The sequence below is a fragment of the Allomuricauda sp. CAU 1633 genome, from assembly GCF_017313225.1.
Classification (GTDB): domain Bacteria; phylum Bacteroidota; class Bacteroidia; order Flavobacteriales; family Flavobacteriaceae; genus Flagellimonas.
This window is the reverse complement of the sequence record NZ_JAFLNE010000001.1, coordinates 800879-823281: the sequence shown is the minus strand read 5'-3', so window position 1 is coordinate 823281 and position 22403 is coordinate 800879. Positions and strand designations below refer to the sequence as shown.

Sequence of the window (22403 nt, the reverse complement as noted above, 5' to 3'; positions counted from 1 at the left end):
TTTTTTGTTTAAGAATGCTAAAAATACAATTTGAAACCGAAACAAAGAATCCTTTTTTAGAAATCAAAAAGTAAGCTCAAACCCTATCTAAAAAACAATATTGATAATATTGTATTGTATATTTTATGTATTTGATAATTTTTATTTAATATATTTATCACATTAATAACCAATTAATTAAACCAACATGTTTTCAAAATCTAATTTACTGGCCACCTTGGTCGGTACAATTGTCATGTTTTTCTTGGGATACCTCATTTGGGGTATGGCCACAGTAGATTTTTTTGAACAGCACACGATTGTCAGTGTCATGAAGGAGGTTCCCAATTTGGGCCTTATTGCATTGGCAAACTTGATTGCAGTGTTTGCATTGAGTACGCTTTACAGTAAATGGGCTAGAGGACACCATTCCATGGGACAAGGTTTTCAATTTGGAATGTGGATCGGTATTTTGATAGGGCTCGGCATGGGTTTGCTAAATTACGCAACCGCCAACTTTATGGATATGACCGGTCATGTGGTAGAGGCCATACTAGATATCGCTTTCTTTGGCATTATTGGAGTTGTAATCTCCCTGGTCTATCAAAAAACAGCCAAAAAGGAATAAAATCATAACCACCTTAAACTTAGGCGGATTGCATTGCAGTCCGCTTTTTTTATGGCTTCAAACTAAAAATATAAGATTGCAAGGGTTGAAGTTCCAGTTGTATTTCTCCCCTTCCGCTATTGACAGAGAGTACCTTATCTACCTGCCCATAGAGCTTTTCCTCAAGCTGAAATACATTGTTTTTCAATTGCCACTTTGCAATGATATCTTCGGGTACCTTTAGGGTGAAGTTATAGCTCTTATTAGCATCAAAATTGGAAACAATGATGAGTTTTTCATTGGACGACCACCGTACATAAGAAAAAACCCTATGGTCATAACTTTCCGTATGATCCTTATTATAATAATGGATTTCTTGGTATTCTCCCATTAAAGCACTGCTTTCAATGGTAAAATTCAGAAGCCGTTGGTAGAAATCGCGTAGATCCTGTTCTTCTTTTGAAAGTTGGCCACCATCAAAATTCTTGTTATTCACCCAACGTTGGTGATGGGGCACTCCAATGTAATCGAAAATGGAGGTTCGGGTAGGTTTCCCAAAGCCGGCGTCCTCTGCACCGGGTTCCCCAACTTCCTGTCCGAAGTAAATCATGGTCGGCGAGGTGCTGATCGTAGCCGAAACTACCATTGCAGGTTTGGCCAATTTGGCATCACCTACAAAATCTGGGCTGGCGATACGCTGTTCATCATGGTTTTCCAGAAAGTGGAGCATGTGGTGTTCAATATCCGCCACTTTTTGCTGCACCACAGGGATATGGTCCGTCCACCCGTAACCCTTCATAATATGTTTGATGCTGTCATAAAGGTCGACCTTGTCATACAAGTAATCCATTTTTCCCATATGGATGTAAGCTCGGTACAAATCAGGATTGTAGACCTCTGCCAATAAAAAAGCATCAGGATTTTTCATTTTGATACTGGAGTTGAGATAACTCCAAAATTCCACTGGAACCATTTCGGCCATATCAAACCGGAAACCATCCACACCAAAATCTAGCCAATATTGGGCAATGTCCTTGAACTTGTACCACGAATCGGGAAGGGTTTTGTCCCTCCAAAATTCATAGTGAGCTTTGTAGTCCTTCGTCCAAAGCTCTTCAGGGAGTTCCTCAAAATCTTTGGTTCCATCAGGACGAATGCCATAGTTCACCTTTACAGTCTCATACCAATCATTAAAATGGGGTTGGGCCAATCGGGAGCCATTACCGGTCCACTTGGCAGGGTTTTCTTCAAACTTAGAATCGGCCAATGCATTTTTTTCACCTCCAAGTGGTTCATAGCCATTATGCCATTCAGGAACTTTAAACGCTTCTCCCGGAATATAGTAGAAGTTATTGTTGACATCGTACTCTTTGCTCGTATCGTCACTAGCTCCAAAGTCTTCCACTCCTTCTGGATTGGTGGTTCCTTCATAATTTCGGGCCACATGGTTGGGCACGATATCAATGATGACCTTCATGTCGGCTTTATGGGTGCGCTCAATAAGTGCCTTGAATTCTTCCAATCGATTTGAAGGATCAAGCGCCAAATCAGGGTTAACATTATAGTAGTCCTTAACAGCATACGGGGAACCGGCACGACCCTTGACCACATCAGGGTCATCGTTGGAAATTCCATGCGCCGTATAGTCGTTGATCAAGGCATGATGGGGAACTCCGGTATACCAAATGTGTGTTACGCCCAAATCCTTAATTTCCCCCAAGGCTTTATCGGTAAAATCCGCAAACTTGCCGACCCCATTTTCGTCGATGGTACCCCAAGGCTTGTTGGTGGTATTGGTGTTTCCAAATAGTCGGGTAAAAACCTGATAGACTACGGTTTTTTTCTTCATAAGCAGCTCGGTGGGCTTTTCGTTCCTGTTTTCCTTACATGAATATACTGCGCCCAACACAATCAAGAAAGTGATGAGCCGAATAGTTTTCATGCTTTGGTAGTTTCTCCGGGAATCAATTTGACCGATTTTCCATCAACCTGAATACTCAACGGCTTATTTCCAGTGATTTCAAAGGAATTTCCTTTTGCCGAAACATGTATGGTAATAATCTGGTTTCTAAAATTAATTTTAAAGGAATAGGACTGCCATTGGTCTGGAATCTTGGGTGCAAAGCACAACTGATCGTTCAATACCCGCATACCACCAAAACCCTCAACAATGCTCATCCAAGTCCCAGCCATGGAAGTGATGTGCAGCCCTTCCTTTACCTCTTTGTTGTAATCATCCAAGTCCAGTCTGGAAGTCCTGAGGTAGAAGGTGTATGCTTGTTCCATCCGTCCCAACTTGGCTGCTTGGATGCTGTGCACACAGGGTGACAGTGAAGACTCATGTACTGTAAAAGGTTCGTAGAAATCGAAATGACGCTCCAGTTCCTCTTGGCTAAAATCGCCCTCAAAGAAATAAAATCCCTGAAGCACATCAGCTTGTTTAATATAGGGTGAGCGTAAAATCCGGTCCCAGCTCCATTTTTGGTTGATGGGCCGTTCGGACTTGTCCAGATCCTGGACCTTAATCATTTTTTTGTCCAAAAACCCATCTTGTTGCAAGAAGACTCCATGCTTTTCCGAGAATGGGAAGTACATATTGTTAGCCACTTTTGCCCAATCTTCTGTTTCGGGTTGGGTCAAGTTGGTTTTCTGGATAATTCTTTTGTAATCTTCTGGATAGGATTCTTGGACAATTTTGAGTTGTTCCAAAGCATACGCAATGCACCACTTAGCCAAATAGTTGGTATACCAGTTGTTGTTGACATTGTTTTCGTACTCATTGGGTCCGGTAACACCCAACATCACATATTTCTGTTTCTCTTCGGAAAAATTGACCCGTTGGTGCCAGAATCGCGCTATCCCGATCAATACCTCCAATCCCATTTTTGGGATGTAGCTGTAGTCTCCTGTGAATCTATGGTAATTATAAATAGCGAAGGCAATGGCTCCATTTCTATGGATTTCCTCAAAAGTGATTTCCCATTCGTTATGGCATTCCTCCCCGTTCATGGTGACCATGGGATAAAGCGCCGCTCCATTGGAAAAGCCCAATTTTTCCGCATTTTCGATGGCCTTTTCCAAGTGGTTGTATCGATATTTTAGTAAGTTCCAAGCTACATCTTGGTTTTTGGTGGCCATGTAGAAAGGCAGGCAATAGGCTTCGGTATCCCAATAGGTACTTCCTCCGTATTTTTCTCCAGTAAATCCTTTTGGGCCGATGTTCAAACGGGAATCTTTGCCCAAATATGTCTGGTTCAACTGAAAAATATTGAACCGGATACCTTGTTGCGCTTGTACATCACCTTCAATGGTAATGTCGCTCATCTCCCAGATCTGGGCCCAAGCCTCTCTTTGTTTTTGCAGGAGGGTATCAAATCCCAATTGCGAAGCTTCGTCCAAAACGGTATGGGCAGCTTGTTGCAATTTATCCTTTGGATGATTTGTATCAACGGTGTAGCCTCCAAACTTCACCAAGGTAAGGGTTTCATCCTTTCCGAGCTCAATAATATAGGAATGACCAACGGATGCATCGTCTTTTTCAGCCGTTGGTTCTATATCAGATTCAATCCCATCGACGTACAACGCACTCTGCATAAAAGTGCAGACCGAAAAGTTGGTCTTCATGGTATGGGATTCAATAAAAGCCCTATTTCCTTCCGAAGCAATTTTGGTTATATTCCAGAACTTATCGTCCCAGTTGGTGTCCTTATTTTTAATGCCACCATCCAAATATGGGACCACCTCCACCTCAGCATCCGAGTTCAGTACTTGTAGATTATATTGAATGGCACCTGTTTCATCCAGGTCCAAGCTCAAGAAGCGAACTACGTCAACCGCTACTTCCAGGTCATTGGGCAGGGTGGCGACAAAACTTCGCTTGTACCAACCTTCCTGCATATTGAGTTCGCGACGGAAATGCTCCACTTTTTTGCAGGTGTTCAAATCCAGCGGAACATTATTGATCATCACGCCAATCCCAATCCAATTGGGAGCATTGAGCACTTTTGCAAAATATTCAGGATACCCATTCTTCCACCACCCCACGCGGGTTTTGTCTGGGTAATAAACCCCGGCAATATAACTGCCTTGAAACGTTTCGCCCGAGTATTGCTCTTCAAAGTTGGCACGTTGACCCATGGCTCCATTGCCTAAACTGAAAAGGCTTTCAGAAGATTCTACTTGTTCGCTGCTAAACCCCTCCTCTATAATGGACCAAGGGTGTGCTTTTATGTAGTCTTGATTCATTGCTTACCAAAATTGTGAAGCAAATGTAGGCAGCTTTATGATAAGGACATTGTAAACTTAATGAAATATGGAATCCCTAATGACCAAGGTAGGTTCCAAAGTCTTGGTCAGGAAGGTCTCTTCCTCTCCTTTTTCCCCCTCTACCTTATCAATTAGCATTTGGGCGGAAATCTCTCCCATTTTTTCACCGTGCTGCGCCACTACCGTTAAGCTGGGATAGGCATATTTGGACAAAAAGCCGTCCGTAAAGCCAATGAATGAGATATCTTCAGGTATTTTAAGGCCCTTTTCTTGGGCTAGACGCATGCTATACACCGCAAAAATCTCATTGACACACAAAACGGCATCGACTTCTGGGTGTTCCTCGAAAAAATCTTTGATGCCCATTTCATCCATTTCCATGGTAGGAAGTTTCAATATTCTGGATTCGTCCACACCCAAACCACTGTCTGTCAATGCCTTTTTATATCCCATGGTACGGGCTTTACTCACACTTAGGTAGTCGTCTGTACTGATCAATGCTATTTTTTTTCTGCCTTGCTCAATAAGTTTTTGGGTGGCCATGTAGGCCCCGAGCTCATCGTCAATGATTACCTTATCACAGTCTATTTCATTGGTTATTCTATCGAATAATACCACAGGGATTCCTTGTTCAGTGACTTCCTTTAAGTGGTTATAGTCCCCTTTTTGTTGGGTCTCCGAGGATAATGACATAATGAAGCCGTCTATACTTCCATTGGCCAACATTTCCATATTGATAACTTCTTTATCAAAGGATTCCTCTGATAAACAGACTATTACGTTATACCCTCTGGCATTTGCGTATTTCTCAATTCCCCTAATAACAGTGGTAAAAAAGTGGTGTACTATATCTGGAATAACAACGCCAATGTTCTTGGTCCTCTTATTTTTAAGACTAATGGCAATGTTGTTGGGCTTGTAATTATAGAGTTTGGCAAAAGCCTGTACCTTTTCCTTGGTATCCCTGCTGATTTCTTCACTGTTCTTCAGTGCTTTTGAAACTGTTGAAATGGATACTTCAAGTTCTCTTGCAATATCTTTTAATGTGATTTTCACTTTATAGTGTTGCTAATTAATTCTAAGATTTGGGTTCGGGAAATTACGTAATAAAGAAAAGAGGCTTGACCAAAATATGCATTTTAACAAAAACACGTTGCCGGTTAAAAAAACTCTTATCAAAACGTTAATAGGTGCTAAAAAATAAAAATACTATATTAGTGGAAAAATTGCATATTTCTTATTTATTTGTCTTTATATTGTGATATAAGTGTTATACGTACATTAATTTTGTCAACCTTCTACAAATACAAAGTTATCAACACGAAACCGTTTTCGCTCTATGTTGCGATATGCTTAAATTTAGATTAACATTTTTTTTGTATATGTTTAACACTTGAATTAAAATTAACTAAACTTAAAATTAACTATTTATGAAGATTACGCTACTTAGAAGCCTTTTGCTGCTTGGGGCATTTTTATGCTTCAGTTTAGCAAAAGCTCAGACAGTATCTGGTACTGTTTCGGACGCAAACGGACCATTGCCGGGAGCAAGCGTATTGGTTAGAGGAACAACCAATGGTACGCAAACCGATTTTGATGGTAATTACACATTGGACGGTATTGGCGATTCGGCTACACTTGTATTCAGTTACATTGGATACAAATCTGTTGAGGTCGCTGTAAATGGTAGATCTACCATAGACATTACGTTGGAGGAAGATGCCCAGGCGTTGGATGAGGTAGTGATCATTGGTTATGGTCAAACTACCGTAAAAGATGCAACGGGAGCTGTTGCTGCCGTTACCTCTGAGGATTTCAACGGCGGTGTCATTGCATCTCCCGAACAATTGATCCAAGGTAAAACAGCGGGTGTGCAAATTACACAATCCAGTGGTGAGCCCGGAGCCGGCATCAACATTAGAATTCGTGGTGCCAACTCCATTCGATCTAACAACAACCCATTGTTTGTTGTGGATGGTATTCCTATTTCGGGAGAATCAACCACACCAGAGGGCGGTGACATTAGCAATGGAACCAATGCTACCAGAAACCCACTTAACTTTATCAACCCATCTGATATTGAAAGCATGTCTATCCTAAAAGACGCTTCTGCAACAGCAATCTATGGTTCCCGAGGTGCAAATGGGGTTGTTATCATTACTACTAAAACGGGAAAAGCAGGACAAGGTGGTGTTTGGGAATTCAATTCTAACCTAAGTATCTCTTCACCAGCCAATAAATATGATCTTTTTGATGCTGATGAATTTCTTACACAAACTGCAGCTATCCGTTCTCAGGAAATTGCAGATGGAAATGATTTTGGTTACAATACAGATTGGCAAGATTATATCACTAGAACTGTGGCCTCTCAAAACCAAAACCTTTCCTATTCCAATAATTATGGATCAGGTAATGTAAGGGCCACCTTCTCATATGGAAAGCAATTTGGGGTAATTGAAAAATCTTCCCAAGAGCGTATCACCGGAAGAATAAATGCAAATCACAGATTCCTTGATGACAAACTAAAGCTTTCATTACAAGCTTCCGCCTCAAGAGTTAATGATGAAGCTCCACCTATTAGTGGTTCTGCAGGTGCCAGTGGTAACTTAATCGGTGCTGCGTACTCCGCTAACCCCACTTGGCCAGCTGACCCAAACTTTTTTCTTGATGGGAACCTTATCAATCCTGCAAACTATTTGGCCAATTGGCAATCTGAAACATTCACAGATCGTTATTTAATCAATTTTTCGGCTGAATATGATGTAACGGATGAGCTTACTGCCAAAGTAGCCGTCGGTTATGATGATTCAGATGCAGAAGCTATTTCAGTAATATCTCCGAACATCAACAATTTTGACAGGGTATCTGGTAACGGACAAGCTGCCTACAACACTTTGAAAGCTACCAGCCAACTTTTGGAAGCCACGTTGAGCTACCAAAAGGATTTTGGCAATTCGTCAATCGATGCAATTGTGGGATATACTTTCCAGGATTTTAGAAGGCAAGGTTTCAATTCGCAAGGTTGGGGATCCCCGACCCCCAATTTAGACAATATGGGAGATTTGCTGGTTGGAGCTATCAACGGGGCTAGAAATGCCATTGTTGGTCCATATCAACAATTTGGCTATGACAGCGGTTCAACTTTTGTAAACCGCATTTTGCCCACTTTAGATGAAGAAAGCACATTGCCTTCTGGCGTGAGATCTGGTTATCTCTCACTTTGGGGCGATGAGTTTGACAATACTGATGAGCTTCAATCCTTCTTTGGTAGAATCAACTACTCTCTTAACAACAAGTATTTATTTACTGCTACGTTAAGAGCTGATGGTTCATCAAGATTTGGTGGCAATAATAAGTATGGATATTTCCCATCTGGTGCTTTTGCCTGGAAATTGACCGAGGAGGATTTTATTGGTGATGCATTCTCCACCTTGAAATTGCGATTGAGTGTTGGTGTCACCGGTAACCAAGAAGGTTTAGGATATGCCAACTATTTAAAAAGAACACGTTTTGCCGGACCTGTTATTGACAACGATGGTAGTATCAACAGGCCAGGTACTGAAACAGTCGCGGTTCAAAATCCGGATTTGAAATGGGAGTCTACTTTGGACTACAACATAGGTGTTGACTTTGGTTTCAACAATGATCGTTTCAGCGGAACTCTTGATTTTTACCGCAAAGAGACATCGGATCTTTTGTTCAGACAGCCTGCGGCTGCACCGGCATTTGATCCTTTCACCTTCAAAAACCTTGAAGATGGAACATTGATCAACCAAGGTGTTGAATTATCCCTTAATTACGATTTCATTCAAACGGCAGACGTAACATTTTCAACATCCTTTAACATTTCATACAATGACAATACCGTTGAAGGACTAAATGGAACCACCGCAAATTTTGGTATTTTGAATGGCCCAGGACTTACTGGAGCCTTTGCACAGCGTTTGGGTGAAGGAAGATCCATATTTTCATACTATATGGCCACGTATGATGAAAATGGTTTTAGTGCTGATGACAAGGACTTCGTTGACGAAGACGCTGTACCTGACGTAATCTCAGGTTTGGCATTGAATCTTCGAGTTAAAAATTGGGATGTCTCTACATTCTTTACAGGACAATTTGGATTTTCCGTATACAACAATACGGCAAATGCATTCTTGAATAGACCTACATTCGAAACATCAAGAAACTCAACTCCAGAGGGACTTCAACTTCTTTCCCAAGAAGTTTCAACCCTTTATCTGGAAAAAGGAGACTTCGTAAGATGGCAGAACGCAAGCATCGGTTACAATGTGCCGCTAAGCGGAAGCGGTGCACTGAAAAGTCTACGCTTTTCTGTTACAGGTCAGAATCTAGCACTCTTTACTGATTATAGTGGTCTTGATCCTGAAGTATCTTCTTCTACTGCATCATTTACGGATGCACGTGACGTTACAGGAGGAATACCAAGTCAAGGTATCGACTATACTTCTTTCCCTAGACCGAGGACCTTTACTTTAGGTATAAATGCTAAATTTTAAAAAAAATTGCAATGAAAAATTATAGTAAACCCTTAACAAAACATTTGATACTATCAGTTTGTACACTAGGCCTTATCCTTGCATGTACAGATTTGGAGGTTGAACAAACAGATTCGCTCTTAACACCCAACTTTTCGGGTGTGCCTACAGCAGAGGAAGCTGCGAGTTCTGTAAACGCAATGTACAACTCATTGAACGGATATATTGGTGACCAAGCTAACCTTTTTGCCCTTAGCGAGGTTACCACCGAAGAACAGTTGGTCCCTACAAGGGGATCTGACTGGGGAGACAATGGTATCTGGAGACAGTTGCACCAACACAGTTGGACGCCTGACCACCAATACATTACAACAGTTTGGAACCAGTGGAATGAATTACAACTTACTGCCAGTGAAGTGCTAGATGCAAGGTCGGCATCATCCGCCGAAACAGTGGCACAAGCCTCTTTTCTAAGAGCTTTAGGTGTATTTGTAATTCTGGATAACTTTGGACAAGTTCCCTTTAGGGATACCGAAGCTGACCCATTGGCTGACCCAGAAGTACTTACTGGAGAAGATGCAATCGCATTGATTCTAAGCGACTTGGATAATGCCATTTCAGGTCTTCCATCTGCACCTGCAGGGAGCGATAATGATAGAGCGACCAAAGCAGCTGCAAGATTTTTAAAGGCTAAAGTACATTTAAATAGACATATTTATAATGGTTCAGGTTCCCCAGCAGCTGGCGATATGGCCGAGGTAATCTCCTTGGTTGATGATATTGCCGCAGAAGGTTACGAGCTTCAAGCTGGTTATTTCGATATCTTTCGTGAAACTGCAGATACAGAGACTATCTGGTACATTCCTACTTCTATAGGAAACCGTATATGGAACGGGCTTCATTACAACAATACGACTCCCGAACAAGCTGGTGGCTGGAATGGCTTTAGTACCCTTGCAGAATTTTACGACCTTTTTGAAGGTGACCCCAATATTAATGTTCAAGGTAGTGGCCAAGAAGAGCGCCGAGGATTTGTTCCCACAATGGCAGAGCCTGCCGGAGTACCAGGTACTGTAGATGACAATGGTGATGGATTTGCCGATGGAACCAATATAGGTAATGGGTTCTTGATTGGTCAGCAATATGGCCCAACTGGAACACCACTTACCGATAGAGGTACCTCTCCCCTAAGTTTCACCCGAGAATTTACAAATTCGGCCACCGGAGAAGCAAGTTTGGTTGAGAACAATGAAATTACCGGTATCCGTGTAATTAAATACAATCCAAGGTTCGGAGCTTTTAAAGAGCATAACATATTTTTCAGATATTCTGATGCACACCTTATGAAAGCCGAAGCTATGATGCGTAGTACAGGTGACCCAACTGCCATGGTGAATGAACTAAGAACCATTAGAGGTGCTGCACCGCTTGGCTCCGTTACCGAACAAGATTTGATTGATGAAAGAGGAAGAGAGCTATATATTGAAGGTTGGAGAAGAAATGACTTGATTCGCTTTGGGCAATATACGCGTGATTGGGAGTTTAAGGATGCTAATGCCGTCAATAATTCTGATCGTCAATTGTTTCCAATTCCAGCTACACAGATAATTTTGAACCCAAATTTGGTTCAAAATCCCGGCTACTAAGCAAACATAGTTTAAGCTGTTTATATACATAAGGAAAGGCCGCCAATTGGCGGCCTTTCCTGTTTAACAATCGCCCCATATACAATACTATATTAGTCAAAAATTAACCCTTTTTTTGACAAACATTAATCGTTGATATATCCTTGTTTCCTATGGAAATAACTATATTAAACTCCGTTTTTGACGCATGATATGAGAGGAAGATATTGGCTTGTTTTGGGTTTTTTATTGCTGGTTTACAGCTGTTCGAAAAACGAATCCAATACCTTATTTGTTCAGAAAAAATCCAAACAGACAGGGGTGTCGTTCAAAAATGAGTTGACATCCACTCCACAACTCAACATCCTTAATTATCTATATTTCTACAACGGGGCCGGTGTCGCCACCGGCGATTTTAATGGCGATGCTTTGCCCGATTTGTATTTTACATCCAATCAAGGCTCGGATAAACTATATCTTAACAAAGGAGATTTTAAATTCGAGGATGTCACAGCTTCTGCAAATATTAAAAACGACTCTGGATGGACCACTGGCGTAACCCATACCGATATCAACAATGATGGCCTTCTTGACATTTACGTGTGTAAAGTAGGGGACCATGGCCCCATAAGTGGCAAAAATCTACTCTTCGTAAACAAAGGCGTTGATGCAAATGGAGTCCCAACCTTTGAGGAAGAGGCTGCCAAATATGGGCTGGACTTCATTGGTTACTCTACCCAAGCCGCATTCTTTGATTACGACCTGGATGGGGATTTGGATATGTACCTGCTGAACCATTCCATAAACCCAAACCGCTCCTATGGCAAAGGTGCCAAACGAAAAATCATCGATTCCATGTCCGGGGATATCCTTTTTAGAAATGACGATGGACATTTTGTGAATGTTTCCAAGGAAGCCGGCATATTTCAAGGAAGCATCGGTTATGGTTTAGGACTGGCTATTAGCGATATCAATAATGATGGCTATCCAGATATTTATGTGGGCAATGATTTCTTTGAAAACGACTACCTCTACATCAACCAAAAAGATGGAACATTCAAAGAGACCATATCGCAAGACAACACCAAAATGGGGCATACCACCCACTTTTCTATGGGCAATGACATCGCTGATGTCAACAATGATGGTCTTGCAGACATTTTGTCTTTAGATATGCTTCCCGAAAATCTGGAAACCTACAAAACCTCGGGATTGGAATACCCATATCCCGTTTATCAACAATATCTGAAAAATGGTTTTGCACCGCAGTACATGCAAAATGCCCTACACCTAAACTTGGATGGTGAAAATTTTGGGGAAATTGCCAATTTGAGCGGTATCAATGCCACCGAATGGTCCTGGGGGGCACTTTTTGCTGATTTTGACAATGATGGATACAAAGACCTCTTCATTTCAAACGGAATCCAAGGGGTGACCAACGATATGGATTATATCAACTATATCTCCAATAAAGAAATACAAAAAAATATAGAGACAGGCCTATCCGACAAGGATATGGGCCTAATCGATAGATTACCAAGTAAAAAAGTACCCAACTATTTTTATAAGAATAATGGAGGGGTCACATTTTCAGATGTTACGGATACTTGGAGTCAAAAAATGCCTTCCTTTAGCAACGGATGTGCCTATGCTGATTTTGACAATGACGGAGATTTGGATTTGGTGATTAACAATGTTAACCAAGAAGCATTTATTCTCGAAAATACACTGAACCAAAACAATTTCATCAGAATCACTTTTGATGGAAGTCCTAAAAATAGATTTGGCATTGGAGCAAAAGTAATCCTATATCAAAAAAGTAGCAGTGCGATACAAGAAAATATGGCCACCAGAGGTTTCCTATCGGCCAAAGAAAATCGATTAAATTTTGGTGCTGGAAAGGACAGCATCATCGATTCTATCCAAATTATTTGGCCAGATGGCAAGTTCCAGACCCTGCGTAATGTTGCTGCAAATACCACTTTAAATGTGTCTTTCAAAGATGCTTCGGGTAATTATTATGCAAAATCATCCACAAAAGTTGCATCGTCATTTTTAGTTACAGATGAAGATTTGGACTTTGTCCACCAAGAGCAACCTTCCCTTGATTTTGACCGAAATCCCCTCTCTCCTTTTGCATATTCCAATGAAGGACCAGCCATTTCGGTCGGTGATGTTAATAAAGATGGATTGGATGATATTTTTATCAGCGGAGCTAAAGGTCAGCCTTCAATACTATATTTTCAGGATGGTGACGGTTCATTTTCCTATCAACAAACAGAATTGTTTGAACAGGATGCCATTGCTGAAGATATTGACCAAACTTTTTTTGATGCCGATAACGATGGTGATCTAGATTTGATTGTGGTCAGTGGTGGTAATGAATTTACCAGGGGCAAACCTTTGCAGCCTAGACTATACATCAATCATAATGGCATTTTTACCAAAGAAGAGTCATTTATGGGAATTGAGGTCAATGCGTCAAAGGTAGCAGCCGTGGATATTGACAATGACAATGACTTGGACATTTGCATTTCTTCCAACGCCGTCTCCACAAAATTTGGAGAGGTGCCAAAACAATATATCTTTCGAAATGATGGAAACCTCAACTTTATCGATATCACACCTTCCTTCTCACCAGATTTTGAAACCATAGGAAACGTTAGGGATTTTGTTTGGCAAGACTTAGACGGAAATGGTTTTTTGGATTTGATCATTGCGGGGCACTGGACCCCCATCACCATTTTCCTCAACAATGGAAAGCAACTCATACAACAAACCAGCAACGGATTGGAAAATACCAATGGCTGGTGGAACTGTTTAAAAATGGCCGACCTGGACCATGATGGGGATTTGGATATTTTGGCTGGGAATTGGGGGCTGAACACAAAATTTAAGGCATCTTTGGATAAACCGGTCACACTTTACATCAATGATTTTGATGGGAATGGCTCCATTGAAACTGTAGTGACCTATTTTCATGGTGATAAAGAGACCGCCTTTTCATCAAAGGATGAACTGGCCAAGCAAATGCCCTTCCTCAATAAAAAATTCCTTTTCTATAAAGATTTTGCCAAAGCATCCTTGGAAGAACTTTTTGGTCAAGAAAATCTGGAGAAAGCCACCAAAAGAAAGGTGTATATGCTAGAGACCTCCTACTTTGAAAATGACGGGAAAGGTAACTTTAAAAACAAGGAACTTCCTTTGATCGTGCAATCCTCAACGGTCAACGATATATACATTGATAATATTGATGAAAAAAAGATTAATGAAATATTAATGGTTGGTAATAATTTTGAGATAAGTACCCAACTTGGTAGATTAGATGCTTCGCATGGGTTAGTATTACAAAATGATGTAGAGGGCAACATACACTGGAAAGAAAACCTGAACATTTCCGGAGCGGCCCGAAGGATTGAAAAAATAAATAGAAATGGGAACGAAGAACTCATCATCACGTTAAACAACGATTCTCCCGTTTTTTTAATCAAAAAACAGAACAACAAATGAGACTTAGAGCTGTAATCCTATGCCTTTTTCTGATTCAATTTGTGGCATGTACCAATAAAGAATCAAAGGACGTAACAGAAGAAAACGTTGAGACGCTCTTCACCCTGCTTCCATCAGAAGAAACCGGAATCACATTTATCAATTCCGTTGAAAACCAAAAGGACTTCAATATTTTTAAGTATAGAAACTTCTACAATGGAGGTGGTGTTGCCATCGGCGACATTAACAATGATGGGCTTTCAGACATCTATCTTACCGGAAATATGGTTGAAAACCGCCTGTATTTGAACAAGGGCAATTTTAAGTTTGAGGATATCTCTGAAAGTGCTGGAGTAACAGGTAACAAACCTTGGTCCACCGGAGTGTTGATGGTGGATGTGAACCAAGATGGGCTTTTGGACATTTATGTGTGTAATGCTGGAAACATGGAGGGCAACAACCACGATAATGACCTCTACATCAATAATGGGGACCTCACTTTTACCGAAATGGCGAGTGAGTACAATTTGGACAAAACAGGATTTACCACCCACGCCTCTTTCTTTGATTATGACAAAGATGGCGATTTGGATGCCTATATCCTTAACAACAGTAACATCCCCGTAAGTAGCCTTGGCTATGCCGAACAACGTGAAGTACGCGCCCAAGACTGGGAAGGCGTCCCCGATATTTTTAAAGGTGTGGGCGATATGCTCCTACGTAATGACGATGGCAAATTTGTGGATGTCAGTGAAGAAGCTGGTATTTATGGAAGCCTTATTGGTTTTGGACTGGGCGTGATGGTCACGGATTTCAATGGCGATTTTTATCCAGATATTTATGTCTCCAACGATTTTTATGAGCGGGATTACCTTTACATCAACCAAAAAGATGGCACATTTAAGGAGCAAATCAAGGATTGGACTTCACATTTAAGTCTTTCCGCCATGGGAATAGATATTGCCGACATCAACAATGATGGACATAACGATATTTTTATCACCGACATGCTTCCCGAAGAAGAACATCGGGTAAAATCTGTGATGGAATTTGAGGGATACAACGTTTTTGACCTCAAACAAAGCAAGGATTTCGGTCAGCAATATATCCAGAACACCTTACAGCTCAACAACGGGAATGGCACCTTCTCCGAAGTGGCCTACTACAGCGGTGTGGATGCCACGGACTGGAGCTGGGCCGGATTGATGTTCGACATGGACAACGATGGCCTTAAAGATATTTTTGTCACCAATGGCATTAACCATGACCTCACGGATTTGGATTTTGTCGACTTTTTTGCCAATGAGATTGTCCAAAAAATGGCCCTCACAGGAAAAAAGGAATCCATTGATTCCATTATCAGTAAAATGCCCATAAAGCCCCAACCTAATTACGCTTATAAAAACAATGGGGACATTTCCTTTAAAAATGCCAACAAAGAATGGGGTTTTGAACTGCCTTCCCGCTCCAATGGGGCTGCTTATGGTGATTTGGACAACGATGGCGACCTGGATTTGGTCATCAACAATGTTAATACAGAACCTTTTATTTATAAAAACAATACAGATACCCAATTGAACAACAACTATGTTCAATTGCAGTTCAAAGGGCCAAAAACCAATCCATTTGGGGTTGGTGCACTGGTCAAATTTTATTTTGATGGCAATATTGTCAACCAGGAAATGATTCCATCCAGAGGGTTTCAATCCTCCATGGAGTATGGTATGACCATCGGGTTGGGGAAATCAGAAGCATTGGATTCCATCCGAATTATTTGGCCTAATCAACAAACGCAAAAGCTCATTAATGTAAAGGCTAATCAACGTGTCACTTTGGACTATGCCAATGCGGCCGAAATCTATGACCCCCTCAAAAAAGAAAACAAGAAATCGTTCTTGACAGAGTTGGAGACTGGAACGGTATTGGCTCATCAAGAGGACAATTACAATGATTTTGATTACGAGGGTCTTATCTACCAAAAGCTTTCCCAAGAAGGGCCATCTTTGGCCGTGGCCGACATAAACGGGGATGGAAATGAAGATTTCTTTATCGGTGGGGCACATAACCAACCCGGAAGCATCTATCTGCACGGCGGAAATGGGAAAATCTCCCAAAAAACATCTAGGGTTTTTGAAGAAGACCAAAGGTTTGAAGATGTTGCCGCTGCCTTTTTTGATGCCGATGGCGATAATGATCTTGACCTTATGGTGGGTTCTGGCGGTAATAATGTAAGTGAACAACGGAATTACGTGCCGCGCTTGTACCTAAATGATGGGATGGGCAATTTCACCCGTTCTGAAAGTCAACTGCCATCAACCTTTAAGAATGTTTCTACCATATCCCCATTTGATTTTGATGGAGACGGCGATATGGATGTGTTTATTGGCTCCCGAAGCGTAGTGGGTGTTTATGGCATATCCCCTGATCATCTTTTCTTGGAAAATATGGGAGATGGCACCTTCACCAATGTCACAGAGCGATTGGGTTACGACCTAAAGGATGCTGGCATGGTTACTGACTCCAAATGGGTGGATATTGATGGGGATTCCAAGAAAGACCTTGTGCTCACTTCCGAGTGGGACACACCAAAAATCTACAAAAATACAGGCAGAAGACTCGCTAAAATGTCTTCTTCATTGGATAGTCTTTACGGGTGGTGGAATACCGTGGAAACTGCAGATTTGGACAACGACGGAGACATGGACCTGATTTTGGGGAACCAAGGATTGAATCTGCATTATAAACCTTCCAAGGAGCATCCCATGAAATTGTGGATCAACGATTACGACAACAATGGCACCATTGAACAAATTGCAACGTTAGGAAAAGATGGCGGTGATTATCCCATCCACCAAAAAAGGGAGCTCACCCAACAATTACCCGGTCTAAAAAAACAAAATCTAAAAGCTTCGGACTATGCCCACAGGACCATACATGAACTTTTTCCAGAGCAATTGGTTCAGAATTCTATTGTAAAAAAGGTGGAAACTTCTGCCTCGGTAATAGCCATAAACGAAGGTGGTGGCAAGTTTACCATTAAAAACCTCCCTCCTCGGGTGCAACTATCTTGTGTTTGTGATATTACCTGCGCCGATGTGAACAAGGATGGCAACCTGGATTTGATCATGGCCGGTAATAATTTTGAATTCAAACCACAATTCTCAAGACTGGACGCCAGCTATGGGAACCTTTTATTGGGAGATGGCAACCTTGGGTTTAAATGGCAGGAATATGATGTGAGCGGATTTAAGGTAAAAGACGAGGTAAAATATATGGAGCAATTCAAGGATAAAAACGGAAAAACGTTTGTAATTGTAGCCATCAATAACGATAAACCAAAGATATTTGCCATTGATGAATAAGCTCAAAATAGCCGTATTGATCACACTCCTTCTTGCCAGTTGTAAGAAAGAAGGCAGTCTCTTTGAAAACCCTTCTCCAGAAAAGACAGGTGTGAAGTTTACCAACACCTTGACCACAACTGAAGACCTTAGCATTCTGGACTACCTCTATTTTTATAATGGTGGAGGTGTTTCCATTGGGGACATCAACAATGATGGCCTTCCCGATATTTTCCTCACCGGAAACCAAGTGAAAAACAAGCTTTACCTGAACAAAGGGGACTTGGAGTTTGAAGATATTTCAAGTGCTGCCGGAATTGAGGGGAATAGCAGTTGGAATACAGGGGTAACCATGGCCGATGTGAATGGGGACGGTCTTTTGGACATCTATGTCTGTGCCGTTGTAGGCATTAATGGATTTAACGGGTTCAATGAGCTATACATTAATAATGGCGACAACAGCTTTACCGAAAGTGCGGCCCAATACGATCTTGATTTTGATTCGTACAGTTCCAACGCTGCATTTTTTGACTATGATTTAGATGGAGACTTAGACCTTTACCTCCTAAACCACGCCGTGCACACCCAAAATTCATTTGGGCGGTTCGACCTTAGATTTGAGCGCCGATACGAAACCGGGGACAAATTACTCCGCAATGATGATGGTCGGTTTGTGGATGTTAGCGAAGAAGCCGGAATTTATGGGGGTATTAATGGATATGGACTTGGTTTGGCCGTTGCCGATTTTAATCAGGATGGGTATCCTGATATTTATGTGGGCAACGATTTTCATGAAGATGACTATTACTACTTGAACAATGGCGACGGTACTTTTACGGAAAGTTTGAAAAAATATTTTGGACACACCACCCGATTTTCCATGGGAAATGATGTCACCGATATTAACAATGATGGGCGTCCAGATCTTATTTCATTGGATATGCTGCCTGAAGATGAGGTGGCTTTGAAATCCTCCGAAGGGGATGACAATGTTCAGACACAAAAATTACGCGTAGATCGGTTTGGGTACCATTACCAATTTACCCGAAACATGCTTTTTGTGAACCAACCGGATGGCAATTACATGGAAACAGCCCTCATGAGCGGTATAGCGGCAACCGACTGGAGCTGGAGTGCCCTGTTCGGGGATTATGATTTGGATGGAACCCAAGATCTTTTTATTTCAAATGGAATTCCAAAACGACCCAACGACCTGGATTTTATCAAATTTGTTTCGAGTGATGAAATCCAGAAAAAAATAGATAATACCAAACTGGTAGATCAAGAGGCCCTTAACTTAATGCCTTCAGGAAATGTTCACAATTATGTGTTCCAAGGCAGTCAAGATTTAAAGTTTATGGATAAATCCGAAGACTGGATCACCAAAGACACTTTAATTTCGGGGGCTACGGCCATGGGAGATTTGGACAATGATGGCGACCTTGATTTGGTCACCAACAACATCAACCAACCTGCTTCCCTTTACATTAACAAAGCTTCCAAAAAAGGGAATTATCTCAAATTAAAGTTCCAATTCACCGCCAAGAATACTTTGGGGATTGGAACAAAAGTATATTCCTACCAAAATGGCGGGCTACAATTCAAGGAATTATTCCCTACTCGTGGATTTCAGGCATCGTCAGAGCCTATGATTCATTTTGGGTATGGAACCCTAGAAAAAGTGGATTCCATTAGGATTATTTGGCCAAACAAAACTTATCAGACCCTAAAAGATGTGGCTACAAATCAAACTTTAACCATACAGCCCAAAGACACAAAGCCTTTTGACTACAAGTCCCTGCACAAGAAAACTCAAAACCTCTTTGAACCTGTTCCGGGTAATTTAGGCATTGACTTTACCCATGTGGAGGACAATTACACCGATTTTAACCGTGAAAAACTGATTCCTTACCAAGTTTCGGATAGAGGGCCAGCACTTGCTTTAGGCGACCTTAATGGCGATGGAAAGGAAGATGTCTTCTTGGGCGGGTCAAAATTTATCCCTTCAAGTATTTATCTACAACAAGACTCCACTTTTGTAGATCACCTTTTTGAAGCCGTTGCCAAAGATTCCATTAAGGAAGATATTTCGGCGACTATTGCAGACTTCAACAATGACAAAATCAATGATCTTTTCGTAACTTCAGGAGGGGGAGATTTTTTTGGCGAATCCGATGTTTTATTGGAAAGCTATTATGTTCAGAAAGATTCCAGTTTTTCACCCTCGGAACTTCCCAAGTTTTTTCAAAATGCATCAGTGGTCAAACCCCATGATTTTGACAACGACGGTGATTTGGACCTATTTGTGGGGGGACATACCATTACAGCTAAATTTGGAGCTCCTGCCACATCCTATATTCTGGAAAACAACAATGGGAATTTTTCTATTTTTAATGGATTTGAACCATATTCTAAAGGCATGGTAACAGATGCCATTTGGGATGATTTTAATGAAGATGGAACAAAAGACTTGATTTTAGTGGGCGAATGGATGGCACCCAAATTTCTTCAGTATAACAATGGAACTTTCACTGAAGCCAACCCGTTGGACATAAAAGGGCTTTGGCAAAGCATAGCTCCATTTGATATTGATGGGGATGGCGACACAGATTACCTTTTGGGGAATTGGGGCACCAACTCCAAATTTAAGGCCTCTAAAAAGTATCCCATGAAATTGTTTTTCAATGACTTTGATAACAACAGTCAAACCGAAACGGTAACGGCTCTGGAAAAAAATGGCAACTACTATCCATTGGAGTCCTTAGACGGACTTTCATCACAATTGACATACTTGAGAAAGAAATTCACCTCATACAAGTCTTTTGCCGGAAAGACCATGGAAGAACTTTTTGGAAAGGAAACCTTGGAAAAATCGACCCTCTTAGAGGTAAACACCCTTGAATCTGGGTATTTAAAAAATGACAATGGAAATTTTACTTTTGTCCCTTTTAAAAGTGAACTCCAAGTTTCGCCCATTATGGCATTTTTAGTGGAAGATTTTGATGGCGATGGAACCCAAGATGTATTGATCGGTGGTAACTTTTTTGGGGTAAAACCCTACCACGGTCGTATTGATTCCTTTCCCGGGGCACTTCTTAAAAGCGAAAATGAGGTAATTTTGGGCAATGAACTAGGGCTGGATTTTACCAAGAAGTCATTGAGGCATTTAAACATAATTACCTTAAATGGCGAAAAGTACCTACTAGCCATTTTTAATAACGATAAAGCACAAGTTTATAGAATAAATAATTAAGGCCATGAAAGAAAGAATTAGTTTACTGGTAACAATACTGTTAGTTTTCGTTTCCTGTCAAAAGAAGCAGGAACCTATAACCATATCACCCGAAGACTATCATAAATCTGTGGACAAGGTTGTTGAGGTCATGATTCATGATATCTTCTCTCCTCCTGTGGCAAGCCGAATTTTTGCCTATCCCAACATTGCCGCATATGAAATCATAGCGCAAAAAGATGACGGTTATAAATCACTGGCAGGACAAGTACATGACCTAGAGAGCATTCCAAGCCCCAAAGAAGAGAACATCAACTATGAAATGGCTGCCTTGGTAGCCCACATGGATTTGAGCAGAAGATTGATTTTCTCCGAGGAAAGGGTAATTAGCTTTAGGGATAGTCTCTATACGATGTGGGCCGATAAAAATGAACCCGTATTCAATGCATCCAAAGCCTATGGTCTGGAAGTGGCCGATTTTATTGGAGCTTGGATGGACAAAGACAATTACAAGCAAACGCGGACCATGCCAAAGTTTACGGTGAACACAGAAGACCCTTCGCGTTGGCAGCCCACCCCTCCCGCATACATGAGTGGTCTGGAACCGCATTGGAGCAAAATACGTCCCTTTGCCATTGATTCTTCGGAACAGTTCAAACCCGTCCCGCCGCCTGCTTTTTCTATGGAAGAAGATTCGCCTTTTTATAAAGAGTTATTGGAAGTATATGAGGTTAGAAAAAGTATGATCGGAAAAGGTGATAAGTCCGAGGAAATCGCCATAGCTCAATTTTGGGACTGTAACCCCTATGTTTCTGTAACCCGGGGACACTTGATGTTCGCTACCAAAAAGATCACCCCAGGAGCCCACTGGATAGGCATTACCAAAATAGCCAGTAGAAAAGACAATGCTGATTTTGCCAAAACAGTTTATGCCTATACGAAGACCTCCATTGCTATCGCTGATGGTTTTATTAGCTGTTGGGATGAAAAATACAGAAGTAACCTTATCCGCCCAGAAACCTTGATCAATGAATATATTGATGATAGTTGGGAGCCTGTATTGCAGACTCCGCCGTTTCCAGAATATACCAGTGGACATAGTGTGGTCTCGGGCGCTGCATCCACGGCCCTTACAGATATTTTTGGTGATAACTTTTCCTTTGATGACGATACCGAGGTGCCTTATGGCCTTCCCGTTCGCTCCTTTACATCCTTTAAACAAGCTGCAGACGAAGCGGCCATCAGTAGAATGTATGGTGGAATACACTACCGTGCAGCCATAGAGGTAGGGGTAAAACAAGGCCGTGACCTAGGAAAATTCATTGTGGATAAACTTGACATGACCAGAGGGTAATTTCTATTTTT

The 22403-nt window shown here is 41.4% G+C and carries 10 protein-coding genes; 7 read left to right on the top strand and 3 right to left on the bottom strand.

Annotated elements, in window-relative coordinates; translation table 11 throughout:
• Window positions 1-187: 187 nt before the first annotated feature.
• Window positions 188-607: a hypothetical protein gene (locus tag J0X14_RS03640; protein WP_207096389.1), complete on the top strand. Its 420-nt coding sequence runs from the start codon at window positions 188-190 to the stop codon at window positions 605-607.
• A gap of 49 nt (window positions 608-656) precedes the next feature.
• Here the strand turns inward: J0X14_RS03640 and J0X14_RS03635 are convergent, their stop codons facing one another.
• The 3 genes from J0X14_RS03635 to J0X14_RS03625 are packed head-to-tail and all read right to left on the bottom strand — an operon-like array spanning window position 657 to window position 5908.
• Window positions 657-2528, bottom strand: coding sequence for an alpha-amylase family glycosyl hydrolase (locus J0X14_RS03635; RefSeq protein ID WP_207096388.1), 1872 nt, complete (start codon window positions 2526-2528; stop codon window positions 657-659).
• On the bottom strand, window positions 2525-4831 hold the full coding sequence (locus J0X14_RS03630) for a glycoside hydrolase family 65 protein (protein WP_207096387.1): 2307 nt from the start codon (window positions 4829-4831) through the stop codon (window positions 2525-2527). Before J0X14_RS03630 ends, J0X14_RS03635 begins: the two co-directional genes overlap by 4 nt.
• Window positions 4832-4888: 57 nt before the next feature.
• The gene (locus J0X14_RS03625; protein WP_207096386.1) at window positions 4889-5908 is read right to left on the bottom strand and encodes a LacI family DNA-binding transcriptional regulator; all 1020 of its coding nucleotides are present in this window, start codon (window positions 5906-5908) and stop codon (window positions 4889-4891) included.
• A 374-nt stretch (window positions 5909-6282) separates the two neighbouring features.
• On the opposite strand from J0X14_RS03625, the gene J0X14_RS03620 reads away from it, so the two are divergent.
• From J0X14_RS03620 to J0X14_RS03595, 6 genes are all read left to right on the top strand, one after another.
• Window positions 6283-9372 (top strand): SusC/RagA family TonB-linked outer membrane protein, encoded by a 3090-nt coding sequence (locus tag J0X14_RS03620; RefSeq protein ID WP_207096385.1) that lies wholly within the window; start codon window positions 6283-6285, stop codon window positions 9370-9372.
• Between the two features lie 11 nt (window positions 9373-9383).
• A complete protein-coding gene (locus J0X14_RS03615; protein ID WP_207096384.1) occupies window positions 9384-10997 on the top strand; it encodes a RagB/SusD family nutrient uptake outer membrane protein in 1614 nt (537 codons plus the stop codon).
• 300 nt (window positions 10998-11297) lie between these two features.
• Entirely contained in the window at window positions 11298-14486 is a 3189-nt protein-coding gene (locus tag J0X14_RS03610) for a VCBS repeat-containing protein (protein WP_317194414.1), read from the top strand.
• Entirely contained in the window at window positions 14483-17827 is a 3345-nt protein-coding gene (locus tag J0X14_RS03605; RefSeq protein WP_207096382.1) for a VCBS repeat-containing protein, read from the top strand. The genes J0X14_RS03610 and J0X14_RS03605 overlap by 4 nt, the downstream gene beginning before the upstream one ends.
• The gene (locus J0X14_RS03600; RefSeq protein ID WP_207096381.1) at window positions 17820-21059 is read left to right on the top strand and encodes a VCBS repeat-containing protein; all 3240 of its coding nucleotides are present in this window, start codon (window positions 17820-17822) and stop codon (window positions 21057-21059) included. Before J0X14_RS03605 ends, J0X14_RS03600 begins: the two co-directional genes overlap by 8 nt.
• Before the next feature lie 4 nt (window positions 21060-21063).
• On the top strand, window positions 21064-22392 hold the full coding sequence (locus J0X14_RS03595; RefSeq protein ID WP_207096380.1) for a vanadium-dependent haloperoxidase: 1329 nt from the start codon (window positions 21064-21066) through the stop codon (window positions 22390-22392).
• The last annotated feature ends 11 nt before the right edge of the window (window positions 22393-22403 follow it).

Excerpts from the sequence above, each read along its gene's own strand:
- J0X14_RS03640 (WP_207096389.1), top strand. The coding sequence starts at position 188 with ATGTTTTCAAAATCTAATTTACTGGCCACCTTGGTCGGTACAATTGTC.
- J0X14_RS03635 (WP_207096388.1), bottom strand. The coding sequence starts at position 2,528 with ATGAAAACTATTCGGCTCATCACTTTCTTGATTGTGTTGGGCGCAGTA.
- J0X14_RS03630 (WP_207096387.1), bottom strand. The coding sequence starts at position 4,831 with ATGAATCAAGACTACATAAAAGCACACCCTTGGTCCATTATAGAGGAG.
- J0X14_RS03620 (WP_207096385.1), top strand. The coding sequence starts at position 6,283 with ATGAAGATTACGCTACTTAGAAGCCTTTTGCTGCTTGGGGCATTTTTA.
- J0X14_RS03615 (WP_207096384.1), top strand. The coding sequence starts at position 9,384 with ATGAAAAATTATAGTAAACCCTTAACAAAACATTTGATACTATCAGTT.
- J0X14_RS03605 (WP_207096382.1), top strand. The coding sequence starts at position 14,483 with ATGAGACTTAGAGCTGTAATCCTATGCCTTTTTCTGATTCAATTTGTG.
- J0X14_RS03600 (WP_207096381.1), top strand. The coding sequence starts at position 17,820 with ATGAATAAGCTCAAAATAGCCGTATTGATCACACTCCTTCTTGCCAGT.
- J0X14_RS03595 (WP_207096380.1), top strand. The coding sequence starts at position 21,064 with ATGAAAGAAAGAATTAGTTTACTGGTAACAATACTGTTAGTTTTCGTT.